Below are 16,575 nucleotides of genomic sequence, written 5' to 3'. Positions count from 1 at the left end.
AACGATAGGATGTGAGTCTTCGCGGGTAGAAATCGACCACTGGACCAAACCAACGCAAGCATCGTTAAAAACGATGTGCGTATGAGTTGGGAAGTGGACGCCGTTTCTGCTTTTCCGAGATCAACTACAGGATACGAGCCATCGCGCCCAGAAATGGAACGTTGGACCGGAATACCGTAAGCGGCTGGGACAGCCGTGCGGATATTTCGGGAAACGCACGCCATTTCTGCGATGGCGAGTTCAACTACTCAGGATACGGAAGTTTCACCCAATAATAATACTGTTACTTAAAACGAACTTAAAACAATTTGCCTTCCAACAGTAAAACACCCAGCTCTCACTGGGTGTTTTCTACTATTATTCTTCAGTTGCTTTCGTTCCCTCAATCGTCCATTTTAAGTACGCATCCATAAACGGATCCAAATCTCCATCCATCACCGCACCAATATTTCCAGTCTCATATCCAGAACGTAAGTCTTTTACCATTGAATAAGGATGGAAGACATAATTTCGAATTTGAGAACCCCAAGCGATATCTTTTTGCTCTCCACGGATAGCAGCTAGTTCTGCCGCCTTCTTCTCTTCTTCTAATTGGAATAATTTCGCCTTTAACATCGCCATTGCTTGATCTTTGTTTTTAAATTGAGATCGTTGAGCTTGACTCTGCGTCACGATTCCAGTTGGAATATGCGTAATACGTACCGCAGAAGACGTCTTATTGATATGTTGTCCACCGGCACCACTTGCACGATACACATCTACTTTTAAGTCATCTGGATTAATTTCAATATCAATATCTCCATCCATTTGCGGAACGACATCCACTGAACAGAATGATGTATGACGCTTTCCAGCCGCATCGAATGGTGAAATACGAACGAGACGATGCACCCCTTTTTCAGAGCGTAAGTACCCGTAAGCATTTAACCCTTCAATCGACAAGGTTACAGATTTAATCCCTGCTTCATCCCCGTCTTGGTAGTCCACTGTTTCGACTCTATAACCATGCTTTTCAGCCCAACGCATATACATACGAAGCAGCATACTTCCCCAGTCTTGCGATTCCGTACCACCAGCTCCTGGGTGAATTTCTAAGATGGCACTGTTCTTATCATGTGGACCATTCAGTAACATACTTAATTCGTACTGTTGTAAGTCCTTCTTAAGAGAGCGAATCGCCTCAACGATTTCCGCATGCACTTCTTCATCTGGTTCTTCTTTATACATTTCAAATAACAAACCTGTCTCTTCATGCGCTAATTCCATTTTATGGAAAGTATCATAAATTGACTTTAATTCATTATTCTTTTGAATGACTTGGTTCGCTTTTTCGCTATCATCCCAAAATGATGGTTCTGACATTTCTTGCTCGTAAGCAGCGATATCTTCTTCTAGGCGATCTAAGTCAAAGAGACCTCCTATAGCTGATAATTTGCTCATTCATGGCTTCAAGAGCATTTCTAATTTCACTAATTTCCATATTGACCTCTTTCTAAAAGAAAACGGCGAAATACTTCGCCGTCTCCCTCATTTATTAAGCTTTTTCTGAATCGTCATCAGAAGTTCTATCGTGACCTGTTGCCACTACACTACGAACTCCTTGAACTTGTTCACGTTGTAAGTTTTGACGAATTTGAGATTTCATCAAGATACGTGTTACATCATAGTCAATTTCAGCAATCATTTGTTGGAATCTTTCGTATCCTTCAGTTTGGTACTCCGTTAATGGATCGATTTGTGCATATCCACGTAAACCAACACTTTGACGTAATTGGTCCATGTCATCAATGTGGTCTGTCCACTTACGATCCACTACACGTAAAATAACCACTTTTTCGAACTCAAGCATTTGATCGTCACCGTTCAATTGCTCTTGTTTTTCTTTGTAGATTTCCATTGCTTTTTCGTATAATATTTCTTCGATTTCAGCAGCTGTTTTTCCTTCAAAATCACTTAACGAAATTTCGTCTGGCGCACAAATTGCATTGTGTGCAAAGTCTACTAAGCCTTCTAAATTCCATTCCTTTTGATCCGCTAAAGTATGACTTTCCACTACACGATGGATAGTACGACGAATCATCCCTTTAGTTACATTTTCAAGAGATTTCTCTTCATTGATAATTTGTAAACGTTGAGAGTAGATGATTTCACGTTGTTCACGCATTACTTCATCGTACTCTAGGACACTTTTACGTGTATCGTAGTTGTTTCCTTCAACACGTTTTTGTGACGACTCAACTTGTTTGGTTAACATCTTACTTTGGATGAAGTTATCATCTTCTTCATCTGTTAAATTTAGACGTTCCCAGATAGCTTGCATCTTTTCTCCACCAAAACGTTTCATTAGATCATCTTCTAATGAAAGGTAGAATTGTGTTGCACCTGGATCCCCTTGACGTCCACTACGTCCACGTAATTGGTTATCGATACGACGGCTTTCGTGACGTTCTGTTCCGATTACGCAAAGTCCACCTAGTTCTTTCACGCCTTTACCAAGTTTAATGTCAGTACCACGTCCGGCCATGTTTGTCGCGATTGTTACAGCGCCACGTTGACCTGCTGACATGATAATTTCTGCTTCTTTAAAGTGGTTTTTCGCGTTTAGTACTTCGTGAGGAATTCCTTCTTCGCGTAGTAAGTTCGAAATCAATTCACTTGTTTCAACTGCGACAGTCCCTACAAGGATCGGTTGTCCAACTTCATGACGTTGTTTAATATCGTTAACAACTGCTCTAAATTTACTACGTAGAGATGGATAAATTAAGTCTTGTCCGTCAACACGTTGAATTGGTCGGTTTGTCGGAATAGCTACAACGTTCATGTTGTAAATTTCTCTGAATTCTTCTTCTTCAGTCTTGGCAGTCCCTGTCATTCCTGACAATTTACGATACATACGGAAGTAGTTTTGGTAAGTGATTGTCGCCATTGTCTTAGATTCGTTTTCAACTTCAACGCCTTCTTTAGCTTCAATCGCTTGGTGAAGACCATCTGAGTAACGACGACCTTCCATGATACGTCCAGTAAATCCATCAACGATTTTAACTTTACCTTCATCCACTACATAGTCGATGTCGCGTAACATAATGTAGTTGGCACGTAAAGCTTGGTCGATATGGTGCACAAGTGCTGCATTATCAACATCGTAAAGGTTTGGTAGGCGGAATGTTTGTTCCGCTTTGTTAATCCCTTCGTCTGTTAATGAGATTGTTTTAGAAGTTAAGTCGATTGTGTAATCTTCTTCCTCTTTTAAGCCTTTAACAAACATATCTGCACGTTGGTATAATACTGTTGATTTTTCAGCTTGTCCTGAAATGATCAATGGCGTACGCGCTTCGTCGATTAAGATTGAGTCTGTTTCATCGACAACTGCGTAGTTCAATGGACGTTGTACCATTTGTGATTTGTAAACCACCATGTTGTCACGTAAGTAGTCAAATCCTAATTCACTGTTTGTGCTATAAGTGATATCACTAGCATAAGCTGCACGTTTTTCTTCTGAAGACATTCCTGTTAAGTTCAATCCTACAGTCAAACCTAAGAAGTTGTATAACTCACCCATTTCGCGTGCGTCACGACTTGCTAAGTATTCGTTAACTGTAACTACGTGAACCCCATCGCCTGATAATGCGTTTAAATATACAGGCATTGTCGCTGTTAATGTTTTCCCTTCACCAGTACGCATCTCTGCAATATTCCCATCATGAAGTGTAATCCCACCCATGATTTGAACTTTATATGGGAATAAGCCTAATACACGTTTAGCCCCTTCACGTACTAACGCGAAAGCTTCAGGAAGAAGAGCATCTAAACTTTCCCCTTTAGCATATCTCTCTTTAAATTCTTCAGTTTTTACTGGAAAATCAGCATCTTCTAATGCAGCCATTTGAGATTCTAACGCAATTACTTTATCCGCTAATTTCCCTAAACGGCGTAATTCGCGCTTATCATTTTCAACTAACTGTCTCAAAAAATTTGCCATTTAATTAACTCCTTTTTTATTTTCACCACTGTTTTTAAATCGGTGAACATTTTAAATCTAATAAAAGTACTACAAATAGGTGGCTACACCTATTGCATCTTATTTATTTTACCATTGTTTAGCTAATTAAGAAAGCAAAAAAAGGTGACTTTTTTCAAAGTCACCCGATTTTTTATTAATTTGTTTCAATCAAACCATATTTTCCATCTTTACGACGGTAAACAATGTTTGTTTCGTTCGTTTCAGCATCTTGATAGATAAAGAAGTTATGTCCTAACATGTTCATTTGAAGAACAGCTTCTTCGCTATCCATTGGTTTCAAATCAATTCGTTTTGTACGAACGATTTCTAATCCTGTTTCCTCCTCTTCAGTCACTTCTGGAAGTGGTGGTAACACAATATCGAATCCTTTTTCGCGAGATTTACGATTGATTTTTGTTTTATGTTTACGAACTTGTCTTTCCAGTTTGTCTACTACTAAGTCAATACTTCCATATAAATCAATTGAAGTTTCCTCAGCACGTAGAACTAAATAAGGAAGTGGAATTGTTACCTCAACTTTTGCAGTCTTTTCAGTGTAGACTTTTAAGTTAACGTAAGCAGTCGCATTAGCTACGTCAGTAAAATACTTTTCAAGTTTGCTAATTTTCTTTTCTGCGTATTGACGAATCGCTTCTGTGACCTCAATATTTTCTCCACGGATATTATATTTAAACATAATACTCTCCCCTTTCATCTGGAAAACCAGATTTGAAGAAATACCCTAAGGACCACTCTTAGGAATTGCTTCGTTTGATTTCTATAGTTTTATTATAAAGCATGGCCCTTGTTTTTACAACCGTTTTCAAATCCTCTTTCATTAAGAATTGGTAAGGAAAATCTTTATTTTGAAGAACTTTTCTTTAACTTTTTATACTTATTTTGATGAATCGTATTGCATTTTGTAGTATACGTATACGAATTCTACAAAATTATAGTCCAAAGATTTAAATATCACCTTCCCTATACAAAAAGGAATTAAGCAACAATTAGTTGCTTAATCCCTTCCTAAAATTCTTCATCAACACTATTTGACAAAGGGCCAATTAAACAACAAACCATCGCTTAATTCCCTTCATGTTCATTTTATAAAAATATTATGCTATCTACCAAATCTCTTTGAATGTAAGATTTTATTCCCTTTTCTTTAATCTAACGATTGCCATACTAGATAACATAAAAACACTCCCTACTCCTATTAACGAAGATGCTGTCCCCGTATTAGGCAACTCTTCATCTTTAGGGGGATTATTAACCGTCGTATCTTGAGACACTTCCTGTGTTGTTTCCTGTGTCGTGCTCTCCTCCGTAGTCGATGCCGTTCTCTTCTCAAAAGTCCATTCTCCAATAAAGCTTACATTTGCTTTATTGATTATTTTTGTTTCTTCATCATAACCTTGAAACGTCCACACACCATCTAATACTGGATCCTCAATTTTCGTTTCACTTGGATGGATTGCCTGTACTTTATCTGTCGTAACATATTTATTCATGTCTTTTGGCAATAAAGTGTTTACCGAATCTGGTAGAGCCTTATTAGGTGTCCCACTCTTGAATTCATAAGACACACTATATTCGTTTGCATTATATTTCCACTGACCGACAAACGTAACATCCGCTTCATCAATCACTATTGAATTAAAAGTATAGCCTAAAAAGCTCCAAATCCCATCATCACTCTCCACTTTATCCTGATACGGTGGCTTAGCCTTAGCAATATTCCCCTTTCTATACCATTGATTATCAACTGGAAGAAACTGATTCACCTCTTCCGGCAATTGCTTTTCTGGAGTGACGCTTTCAAAACGATAATACGCATATTTAAAATCGGGTGTAATTCCGTCATAAACCCTAATATCCAACTTCCATGTCCCATAAACCGTCATATCCTCAGTAACAATGGTATCTTGGGTGAAATCCTCTCCGCTGCCATCTGGCTTAGTATTCCATCCCGTGAATCTATAGATTAAATAGGAATGGCCTATTAGCTTACTCATCAGTATTGATGGCGGATCCCAGGGCATTGTATCTCCAATTTCCGTCTCAGTTGGACGAATACCTTTATTAAGATCATCGTCTTTAATTGATTTATTATGTTCAACAACCACCGTTCCCCAATTTTGAGGCTCATATTTTTCAATAGATAAACTATTCTTATCAAAAGTTACTTTATGAGTTCCTTCGGCCAGCAAGGTGTAGTTTGCACTATTCTTTACTGTAGAATTATCAGATAATTCTTTTTCACTAGCAAAGGCGACTCCCTTGTAAACCATAAAAGTAAATATTACCACTACAACAGTCAAAAACATTCCAACTTTATTAAATTTAAACACTGTTTTTTTTAATAGATTATTGTGCATAGTCTCTCACCTCAAGGTATATTATAGCATAGAAATAAAGCGTTTTCAACGCTTGTTCCTTTACAAGGAAATTGAAAGCATAACTTATCCACCTTATCTATCCATTGCCTTTTTCCCTAATTCGTTAAATACCTAATACCGCTTTAGAGGTAAAAATATTGTCCACTATACAAAAGGAATTAAGCACAATCTGTTACTTAATTCCTTTCTAAACCCGTTTATCAATATGAGTTGATAAAAAGCTATTTTATTAAATGATTCTTATTGATACATCTAAAAAATTATCTTTTCTTTTTCTTTATTCCTAATGTACCCATCCCTAGTAAAAACATAATTAATCCATACCAGGTTAGAGAAGTACTAACACCAGTATTTGGTAATTCCTCTTTCTTACTTTCTTCTACAGTAGAAGGTTTCTTTTCAGTTCCAGGAGTTGGCTTTGGATCTGGTGTTGGTGTTGGAGCTACTTTTTCTTCATAAGCCCATTGACCAACAAACTCAACATCTGCACCTTGAATCGTCGCTGAAGCAGGTACGTATCCCAAGAATTTCCATTGCCCATTTTCATTATCTACTATAGATTTTGCTGGATCTATTGGCGTTACTTGTTCATTATTATTGTATTGTACATTATCTGTAGGAAGTAAGTCATTAATAGCTTGCGGCAATGATTTTCCAGCAGTTGTACTTTCGAATCGATAGGTTACATGATAAACTACTTCTTCCCAAATGCCATATACTGTCATATCTTCTGAAACAACAGTGCTATCTGAAAATGCTTGTCCTTGACCGTCTGCTTGAGTATTCCACTCTTTAAATTTATATTCTTTTCCATTCACAATTACATTTGATGGAGTTACAGGCATAGAATCCCCAATAGTATTCATATCTGGTTGAGTATTTGTATTCAATTCATCAGAAGAAATCGATTTATTATGGACAACATTAACTGTTCCAACTGTTTGTTCTACTCCATTTTCAAAAGCTGAAGAATTACGATCAAATGTCACCTTATTGAACGCATAATTATAAGTAACAATTGGAGAAGTTGTTTTAGGAATTGCAGAAATTCCTCCTAATTTAAATCCAAATATACTCATACTATATAACTTAGCTGAGCCATCGATTGATCCACCAGCAGTAATAGCATCCTCTTCTCCTTTAGCAATACTAAACACTGTATTGCGATCAATTGTGAAATTATCTTTCTTATTTGATGTTAATTTCATTGGTTGCGAAGCTGTTGCCAAATCAACATTTTCTTGCATATTTTCTAAACGACGAATGCGTGTACGAATTGTAAATTCAGTTTCCCCATTCAGTGAAGTTGTATCAAATGTGATTCTTGAATCTGGGCTAGTATTATTTGTTTCAAAAGTAGCCGCAATTTTTTGATTATTCTTATCGAGAATCATATGTGGTTGGAATGTATACGAACTAAATGTGAAATCTAATACCTTAGCTAATTTAATTCTACTATCTAATTTCACATGCAAATCAACATAAGTATAGTTTTTATTTGTCGGATCATTATACTCATCTGGATTTGTTGTTGGATAATATTCTGCCGTTCCTGGTTGGAAGTAGTGGTTAGGAGAATAACGAAGAACTGCCGTCGTAAATGGATCCATTTCAAAGACAGCTCCAATATTTAGATTATTAATTTCTTTTATAGCATCGTCCGCATAATAAGTAGCCTCATTATTTTCCACTTCTTTTTTTACTGTCGCTTCATTATAAGACATTTCAGCAGCTGTTTTTTCCTTATTAACCGTTATTTTACCAGTCATCTTTCCAGAATAATACATTGCTTCAGTGGCTGTTAAATACTTAGCATATACTTTTTCTCCACCTTTTAATCCTTCAGGGAATAAGTTTTGAATCGCTTCATAACTGTAAACTAATTTTTCTCCTGGATTATTACGGAAATTAGGAACATTTGAAAACCCGATAAAATAGGCTTTAGACGTCCCGTGACCAGAATCACCTGTATTGGCTGAATTACCATCAATATCAGTATGGTTTAACGATTCCGTACCATTTGTAAATTTTACATCTATATTTCCATGATTTGTTACAAACGTCACTGTTCCATTAAAGTTTGCTGGATCATTTGTAAATCTTGCATTTTTAATTAATTCGTTAACATCTCCTTCATCTTCTCTAGTAGCTCCATTTTCGAACAGATGATCTGAAGTAGTTGCCTCTTCTGTCGTAGCTGCAGACGTTGTAGCAGATTCGGCTTGATGAATCGGTACTACCTCTGTCATCGTAGTAGCATTTTCTTGAGTCGTAGTTACCTCATCTGCTGAGATAAGAGTACTACTTAAAATAAAAGCACTTGCAATTAATGCTGAAGGCACACCAATTGTTAATTTGCGAATTCTATATATATTATTTTGTTTAACCATACATTATTCTCTCTTTCTTATTTGCCTAATAATAAAAACATTATGAATTACTTAAATACTTACATAAAAATTATAATATAAAAAATTACACAAAGCAAAGAGAGTTAATATTTAATATTTTAATCATAGATAGATTCTAATTTAGCAAAACAATTTTAGATAATAATTGGCTAAAATATAACAAAAAGGAATTAAGCAATAGTTATTGCTTAATTCCTTTTATACCTTATTTATCAGTATTAATAGATAAACACGACACTTGAGTGAAGATTCACAGTAAAACTAATTACGCCTTCTTAGTTCTTACACTCAAAACGACACCTGCACCAATCAATGCTAAGAATCCAATTACTGCTAGTGAAGCGGTTGTACCTGTATTTGGTAATTCTTCTCCACGCTCTTCAGTTGTCGTAGTTACTGGAGTTGTTGGAGTTTCTGTCGTCACTGGGGCATCTGGTTTTCTTGTATTCGTTACTGTAAATCCACCTGCTTGATCCCCTGAAATTTCACTTACATATCCATTTCCAACAGGTTCTTCTTGAACAGAATAGTCAATCTTCTTACCAGCTTTGTACTCATCTACTTCTGTAAAACTTCCTGTCCAATTATTTTCTTTATTTAATACAAGTGTTTTATCCGTTTTCTCACCATTTGCGTAAAGTGTAATTGTTACGCTAGTTGGACGTTTGCCGTCTTTATCATCAGCATCATCCCATTTCTTAGTTACTTGAACACTTGTTTTTCCTGGAGTATAAGAGTTTGTAACATTATAGCCATCAACTTTAGATGAATAAGATTCTACTTGTTCTTCAACGATAGAATAAGTGATTTCTTTTCCGTTTTCGTATTTATCTAAATTGTCGAAACTCCATTTCCAACCATCTGCTTCTGTTACAGTTTTAGAAGCTACTTTTTGTCCATTTTTTAATAAATTAATAGTAATCTCAGATGGGCGTTTTCCATCTTGATTATTTGAATCATCCCATGTTTTTGACCCTTCAACTAAAACTGTTTCAGGTTTTTGTTGATTGTACATTACAATAACTTTCCCTGTTCCATTATTAGTAATTTCTACTACTCTAGAATTTGCTGCCGTAGGATTTTTAGCAGTATTCGGGTTACTATTATCTTCTATTACTTTTTTATACTCAGAAGCTTGTAATTTCTCAAAGAATCGATATTTCTTTCCATTGATTAATCTTTTAACTTCTACAATTCCACTTTCATTTGGGGTTAAAGTCTTATCAGAGTTTAAAGTCCCTTTAACTATCATTTCATTATTAACATCTACCGTATTCCACGTTGTACCATCATCGCTTACTTGTAACTCAAACTTAAATCCTTCAGAAAGATTTTTACCTGTTTTAACATCTGTTTTAAGTAATTTAATCGATAGCGGGTCAGCTGGAGCATCTGCAATTCCAGCAGAAGGTGTTAAAACACTTGTCGCTTTTCTTTCAACAAGACCTGTTTGTTTTGTTTCAAATTTCGCAGTGTTTGGAATTTCTGTTTTTTCTTTAACTGGAACATGTTTTGTATATAAATAGAAAAATACATTTTGAATTGCTTTTCCTTTATAAATCTCATTAATTTTTTGAATAGTTTCTGGTTTTAAGACCCCAAAAATAGTTGGTTCAGTATTTTTTAAGTAATTACCAACTCCACCAGCTCCTTTAACAGCCGGGATATCATCATATGTTGGACCATTAGGATCATCCATATCCCACCATTTAAGCATTAAGGTATAGCTACCATCCTTATTATCATAAATAGAATATTCGCCTTTATTAAGAGATGCCTTTACTTCGTCTTTTGTTCTATCTCCTTGTGGAACTAATTTTAATTTTGATACTGGAAGCTGTGCACCATATGATCCAGAGACAACCTTCCCTTCATCATCTATTCCAGAGAAAAAAGGATGTATAGATACAAGTTGTGGCGTCTCAATAACACCTGAAATAGTATCCTCGAGATAAATATCTGTTAAAACTTTTGGAGAATATGCTCCATTATTTTCTAACATATATGGATTAACAAATGAATGTGTTTCCCCGTTTACAGTTTTTCTGAAAGTATCAGATTCAATATTAAACTTCCATGACGAAACTGAGTCACTACCTCTACTCGAATATTTTACAAGATTATTTTGTGAATTATTAACATGGTCTGTAAGAACATAGACTTTTTCTCTAGCGACTATAAATGTTTGTTTCCCTAACTTTCCGGTTTCTGCGTTTCTTTCTCCAAATTTAGTGGTTCTTTCACCACCAGAATACGCTAAACTAGTTTCACCTGTTTCAAATGAAGCAGTAAACTGAGTAACTCTATTATTCTTTATATAGTCGCCTGAAAAATTAATTACTATATTTCCATCTTTATATTCCCAAAAACCAATTTGATGATTTGTTCCATCCAATAATGGTTTGCTAGCAAAATTTTCTCTATATCGATCTAATGAAGCCGGAATAACAAGCTTATCGCCTTCTTTCAACGGTTCTTGTGATGAATATGAAATAGATAATTGTATCTTAAATATACTATTAGTTTGACCTTCGTTAAAAGCATTGCTGAATTTACTAGGGTCATTCTGATAATCAACATACTGCGAATTATCACTTGTTCGATAATCAATTTCTTTATTTCCATTTTGTACATCAATTATCTTAAATGAAGTAATTCTGACATTATCTAAGCTCAAATTATCACCAGCCGTTTGAGCGTTTGCATTCCCTCCAAATAATGTCATAACGGTCACTGCTAAAAATGATAGAATGAACGTGACAACACTTTTCTTTTGAACTTTTTTGTTCATAAAAAAACCTCCATAATTTCTATTTTTTTATTATTATAATATCAATAATCTGAAATTTGTCAATTGATATCAACTAATAAATTATATTATTCAATTGTTTATAATCTATTCCAAATGGAACGCTCAAGCTTATTCTCCCCTTTTATATCATTATAAATAGTATTATTATTAGCAAATTAATAAAAAATTCTAACTGTTAATTCATTAAAAATACTTACCAACAAAATGATAAAACTCCCCTACCAACTCATCAATTTCATGTATTAATTTCGATACATAGATTTATTTTTCCTTTGCCCAATGAGTTTTTGATTGTTGAAACAATACTATAAGCTTCTTATTTTCTTATCCATAAATACGGGGAAGCATGGCAGTTTTAATTCTCACCGAGATATAAACAAGAATCTTTAATTATATTCGATTCAAAAAATGAAAAGTTATATTTATTTTAGCACAATCATTATACATATATAACATTTTTTTCTCATAGGTTTAACGGAGTGAGCCCAAAAAGTGGAAATTTAATAAAAAATCCTAGGAATACCGTCCCCAATATGCAATCGGAGACAGATAGTCCAATTTTTATTGGATTCGCTTTTCATTATAATATTTGATGTAATCTTCTACAATTTAAATTACAATAGAAGAGGAAGTGATTACTTTATCTTTTATGTAAAAAGCTTCGCACTTTAGGGAAGAATGGAAGCTTTCGATAGGTGCATTATCTGTGGAAGTCCCCTTACGGAATATACTGCGGATAACGCCTTTTTCTTTACATAAATTCTAGTATTCCAAAACAGTATAATTACTTTACCATCGTAAAATTGGATTCTGTTCCTTATGAAGACTTACTCCAAATTGGATCACTTGCAACACAAGAAGGCGAAACCATCCATCAAATGGTTGTTGACTATACTGCCGAAGATGTGGCAAATACCCTACTCGCTCTTAACCAATATGTCACTACAAGATTCTAACAATGACTCAATAGCATCAAACAACCCAGGCAGAATTTTACTTGGGCTGTTTTAATGATTTATTTTTTATCATACATGATACACTTTTTATTCTTATCTAAATAATGTCAGAGACTCCACTTCTTCAACACCCATCTCCTTCAACGCTTTTGCGGCCAGGTGGATTGTGGCGCCTGTTGTATAAACATCGTCCACCAATAAGACTTTTTTTGGAATCAAGACTCCTTCTTTGACCCTAAAAGGTTGTTTTAGCTGCAAACGCTCCTGCCTTGTCTTCTCGGATTGCTTCTTTCCACTGCCAATATGCTCTAAAAGAGAAACGGTAGTCACAGAGCACTGCTTCACTAAGGTTGGAATCGTCTCGAATTCTCTCTTTTTTAGACTCGCTTCGGACGACGGCAATGGACAAAGAACGTATCCTTTCTTTTGATATCCCAGCAATTCTTGTCTCAACTCTTTTATGACCAACGCTGTTACTCTTGTATCTCCCACAAATTTGAATAACTCCATAAACTTTCGACCCGCCTCGTCATAAGCATACAAGGCAGTATTCTTTAACAGTACCGCCCCTTTTACTTGATGCCATTTTTGACAATCCAGGCAAACCTCTACTTTTGTCATCAGCCGTCCACACTCAAGGCAAGTAGGTTGTTGTTTTAATTGCATAAAGGGCTGTTCACAATTAACGCAAATACACTTTCTATTTGCTCCTAGTAAAAATGAGAGTATTGGCTGAGCTCGTTCCACTTCTTCTCCGCACCATAAACATTTCATTTGGACTTCCTCCCTCGAAGTGCTTGTTGATTTAAGCCTTCGATTTCTCGTACAGCTTGAACCATCGCTTTTGTTTTTCCATTATGAAAATACACCACTTCTCCAATTGGGCATTCTACTGTTCGTCCAACGCGTCCAGCGATTTGCACGAGTACTTCCCTTGAGAATTCCTCTTCGTGAGCATTGATGACGCAAACATCCACCCCCGGAAAAGTCACTCCTCGTTCAAGAATGGTGGTCGTGACCAAAAAATCAAGCTTTCCTGCTCTCATTTGTGCAATTCTTTCTTGCCGATACGGTTCTTTAGAACTAACCGTCTCGAATTTTTCATTTGGAAACTGTCGTCTAAGCGCTACTTCTATCGGATTTAGTAATGTAATACGCGGTACAAATAACAAAAATCGTTTCTCCGCTTTTAAATGCTCTTCGATGAAATGGTACAGAGGTTTAGGTACCTTCTTCTTTCGTAATTTTTTATCGAAATCCCCGGTATAACTCATCGTTGGTACTACTAGTGGTTTCTTGTGATACCGCTCCGGCAATAAAGAAACCGACAACTCCTTTCGTTTGATTCTTTTCTCTAGTTCCTGTGAAGGTGTTGCTGTTAAATACAGCAAACATCCATTCTTTTTCACCGCACGATACACTGCCCGAATGAGTAATTCATTATCCCGATAAGGAAACGAATCTGTCTCATCAATCACAACCAAATCAAATGCACTGTAGAACCTGAGCAGCTGGTGCGTTGTCGCAATTGTAAGAGGCACTCTCTTATACCCTTCCTCAGCCTGCGAATGCAAGACGTTTTGTTCAACTGTTGGAAAAGCTTCTTTTAAACGCGGGGCTAGTTCAACGCAAACATCAATTCTTGGTGCTGCAATAGCGACTCTCTTTCCATGTTGTAACATCCATTCGATGCTTGCAAAAATCATCTCCGTTTTTCCTGAACCTGTCACTGCCCAAAGTAGGTGCTCGCGAAATCCTGTTTGCTTTACAACATTCAAGCATTCCAAAGATAGCTGTTCCTGTTTTGTACTCAATTTATGTTTATAGTGCGCTAATGCTTCTTCTCTTTTAGGAAAAGGCTGCTCTTCTTCAGGTGTCGCTATTACGACACTACATGCCTTCACCTTTCCCATTCCAATGCACTTCAAGCAATACCAACATTCTCCGCATTCACAGTTGATACAAGGCCCTTTCGCAAATTCCAGCGGATTTGTATTCCCACAAAATTTACACTCTTTCTTTCCATTCTTGACTGTAATTCCCACATCTAGCACTGCATTAGGAGAAACTTTACACTCTCCTAGCATCGATTTAAAAACTGCCCGGATGCGCCCAACTGTCTCTTCCATCTTCACCACCCCATTCTAAACTACGCAAAAAAAGAAGAAGATTTCTCTTCTTCTTTTTTGTTTAAAAGGAGTGCTTCTATTATGAGAAGAATGCGAGTAATACTCCTGCCGCAATCGCGCTACCGATAACACCTGCTACGTTTGGTCCCATTGCGTGCATTAATAAATAATTACTTGGGTCTTCTCTTTGTCCTTCTTTTTGTACAACACGGGCGGCCATTGGTACGGCAGATACTCCCGCAGCACCAATCATTGGATTAATCTTACCACCAGATAATTTGTACATGACTTTACCCATAATAACCCCTGCCGCAGTACCGGCTGCAAAAGCGATTAACCCTAATAAAGTAATTTTAAGAGTTGATACCGATAAGAATAATTCCCCTGTTGCTTTTGCTCCAACGGTTAATCCTAAAATAATAGTAACACCGTACATCATCGCATTTTGTAGAACTTTTGTAATGTTTGGAACTACCTTAATTTCTTTAATTAAGTTACCGAGCATTAAGCACCCTACTAATGGTGTTGCACTTGGTACTAATAAGCTGACGAAAATCGTAACGATGATTGGGAAAAGAATTTTTTCCGTTTCACTCACTTTACGGTTTTCTGTCATCTTCACAAGACGTTCTTTCTTCGTTGTCAGCGCACGGATAATTGGCGGTTGAATAATTGGCACAAGCGCCATATACGAGTATGCTGCTAAGGCGATTGCTGGTAATAAGTGCGGTGCCAGTCTTGTTGTTAAGAACAAGGCTGTTGGTCCATCCGCACCCCCGATAATTCCTACTGAAGCAGCTTCTTGCGGTGTCATTCCCCACATTACTGAAAGGAAGAATGCAACGAAAATACCGAATTGAGCTGCCCCACCAAGTAAGATTGTTTTTGGATTAGCTAGTAGCGGTCCAAAGTCGGTTGACGCACCTAAACAAAGGAAAATCAACGGCGGATAAATACCAAGGTTTGTTCCTTGATATAAGTAATACAAGAGTCCACCAGGGCCATTTTCTGTAGGGGCATCCATTAATCCAGCTAAAGGTAAGTTTACAAGGAGCATCCCGAACGCAATCGGAACCATTAAGTATGGCTCATACCCTCGTTTAATCCCTAGATATAGAAACACGCAAGCAATAATTAACATAATGACATTTTGAATCGTTAGGTTATAGAGCCCGCTCGTTTCAATCAACTGTTGAATGACTTCCATAAACCATCGCCTCCTAAATCGTTAAGAGTGGTTGGTTCGATTCGACAGATTCATTACTTGATACATGAATTGCTTTCACAACACCGTCACAAGGAGCAAGGATTTCATTTTCCATCTTCATGGCTTCTAAAATCACAAGTATATCTCCTTTTTTCACTGCATCACCGACATTTTTGTTGATCGATAATACAATCCCTGCCATTGGAGCTGGTACTACTTCACCGTCTCCTGTTGGAGCTGGAGCAGCTTTCTTTTCTTCTATTGGAGCACTAGGCGCAGGAGCTGGAGCAGCCGCTAATTTTTGTGCTGCTTCTTCATTTGAAATTTCTTTTAGTGAGACGATAAATGTTTCGCCATTTACTTCTACTTCATATTTTTTCATTTAGTCCACCTTCTTTTCAATCGATACAATCTCAAAGTGCTTGTCTGGTACATCCGCACTTGCTTTCGTTAAAGCTACTAATGCGGCTACTCTAGCAAGTTTATTCGTTTCAAATAGTGTTCCATTATCTTTCGGTGTTTCGGGCGCCAGATTTACTGGATTCCCTACCACACCAGCTGTAGGATGGCTCTTTGTTTCCAATATTTGAATAATTTTAGAGCTTCCTTGCATGAGGAACATTAGAATCGTCAACATCACAAACACAATTCCCATTGAAAC

11 protein-coding genes and 1 pseudogene are annotated in these 16,575 nt (G+C 36.6%); all 12 read right to left on the bottom strand.

From position 1 onward, the window contains the following. Positions 1-357: 357 nt before the first annotated feature. Positions 358-1,480 (bottom strand): peptide chain release factor 2 gene (gene prfB, locus Q0594_RS05830; protein ID WP_298730445.1). Its coding sequence is split into 2 segments (ribosomal slippage): positions 358-1,407 and positions 1,409-1,480, totalling 1,122 coding nucleotides; the frame shifts between segments, so codons are not numbered across the junction. Positions 1,481-1,534: 54 nt separating this feature from the next. After that, a complete protein-coding gene (gene secA / locus Q0594_RS05825; protein ID WP_298730443.1) occupies positions 1,535-3,979 on the bottom strand; it encodes a preprotein translocase subunit SecA in 2,445 nt (814 codons plus the stop codon). Between the two features lie 175 nt (positions 3,980-4,154). Further along, complete coding sequence (raiA, locus tag Q0594_RS05820) at positions 4,155-4,697, bottom strand: ribosome-associated translation inhibitor RaiA (RefSeq protein WP_298730440.1); 543 nt, start codon at positions 4,695-4,697, stop codon at positions 4,155-4,157. A 454-nt stretch (positions 4,698-5,151) separates the two neighbouring features. Beyond that, positions 5,152-6,378 carry an SHIRT domain-containing protein gene (locus Q0594_RS05815; protein WP_298730437.1) on the bottom strand — a complete coding sequence of 409 codons (1,227 nt, stop codon included), beginning with the start codon at positions 6,376-6,378 and terminating at the stop codon, positions 5,152-5,154. A gap of 281 nt (positions 6,379-6,659) precedes the next feature. Beyond that, positions 6,660-8,789, bottom strand: a complete 2,130-nt coding sequence (locus tag Q0594_RS05810; RefSeq protein ID WP_298730435.1) for an SHIRT domain-containing protein — start codon at positions 8,787-8,789, stop codon at positions 6,660-6,662. Between the two features lie 286 nt (positions 8,790-9,075). Then, positions 9,076-11,601 (bottom strand): Cna B-type domain-containing protein, encoded by a 2,526-nt coding sequence (locus Q0594_RS05805; protein ID WP_298730433.1) that lies wholly within the window; start codon positions 11,599-11,601, stop codon positions 9,076-9,078. A 582-nt stretch (positions 11,602-12,183) separates the two neighbouring features. Further along, positions 12,184-12,378 (bottom strand): annotated as a pseudogene (locus Q0594_RS05800) (IS3 family transposase); the annotation flags it as partial. A 293-nt stretch (positions 12,379-12,671) separates the two neighbouring features. Continuing rightward, positions 12,672-13,199, bottom strand: coding sequence for a phosphoribosyltransferase family protein (locus Q0594_RS05795; protein ID WP_298730431.1), 528 nt, complete (start codon positions 13,197-13,199; stop codon positions 12,672-12,674). 149 nt (positions 13,200-13,348) lie between these two features. Next, positions 13,349-14,707 carry a DEAD/DEAH box helicase family protein gene (locus Q0594_RS05790; RefSeq protein WP_298730429.1) on the bottom strand — a complete coding sequence of 453 codons (1,359 nt, stop codon included), beginning with the start codon at positions 14,705-14,707 and terminating at the stop codon, positions 13,349-13,351. A gap of 79 nt (positions 14,708-14,786) precedes the next feature. Further along, positions 14,787-15,914 (bottom strand): sodium ion-translocating decarboxylase subunit beta, encoded by a 1,128-nt coding sequence (locus tag Q0594_RS05785; RefSeq protein WP_298730427.1) that lies wholly within the window; start codon positions 15,912-15,914, stop codon positions 14,787-14,789. 13 nt (positions 15,915-15,927) lie between these two features. Then, positions 15,928-16,296: a biotin/lipoyl-containing protein gene (locus tag Q0594_RS05780; protein ID WP_298730425.1), complete on the bottom strand. Its 369-nt coding sequence runs from the start codon at positions 16,294-16,296 to the stop codon at positions 15,928-15,930. Next, the coding region (locus Q0594_RS05775) for an OadG family protein (protein ID WP_298730423.1) at positions 16,297-16,575 on the bottom strand (279 nt) is incomplete at its 5' end. It abuts the gene before it with no gap.

This window comes from uncultured Granulicatella sp. (assembly GCF_938030755.1).
In the GTDB taxonomy this organism is placed as follows: Bacteria; Bacillota; Bacilli; order Lactobacillales; family Aerococcaceae; genus Granulicatella.
Note: the sequence above shows the minus strand (reverse complement) of the source record. Positions and strands in the feature narration are given on the sequence as shown.

Bases quoted from the DNA above. Each gene is read 5' to 3' on its own strand.
- secA (WP_298730443.1), bottom strand. From the start codon at position 3,979: ATGGCAAATTTTTTGAGACAGTTAGTTGAAAATGATAAGCGCGAATTA.
- Q0594_RS05790 (WP_298730429.1), bottom strand. From the start codon at position 14,707: ATGGAAGAGACAGTTGGGCGCATCCGGGCAGTTTTTAAATCGATGCTA.
- Q0594_RS05815 (WP_298730437.1), bottom strand. From the start codon at position 6,378: ATGCACAATAATCTATTAAAAAAAACAGTGTTTAAATTTAATAAAGTT.
- Q0594_RS05780 (WP_298730425.1), bottom strand. From the start codon at position 16,296: ATGAAAAAATATGAAGTAGAAGTAAATGGCGAAACATTTATCGTCTCA.
- Q0594_RS05805 (WP_298730433.1), bottom strand. From the start codon at position 11,601: ATGAACAAAAAAGTTCAAAAGAAAAGTGTTGTCACGTTCATTCTATCA.
- raiA (WP_298730440.1), bottom strand. From the start codon at position 4,697: ATGTTTAAATATAATATCCGTGGAGAAAATATTGAGGTCACAGAAGCG.
- Q0594_RS05785 (WP_298730427.1), bottom strand. From the start codon at position 15,914: ATGGAAGTCATTCAACAGTTGATTGAAACGAGCGGGCTCTATAACCTA.
- Q0594_RS05795 (WP_298730431.1), bottom strand. From the start codon at position 13,199: ATGACAAAAGTAGAGGTTTGCCTGGATTGTCAAAAATGGCATCAAGTA.
- Q0594_RS05810 (WP_298730435.1), bottom strand. From the start codon at position 8,789: ATGGTTAAACAAAATAATATATATAGAATTCGCAAATTAACAATTGGT.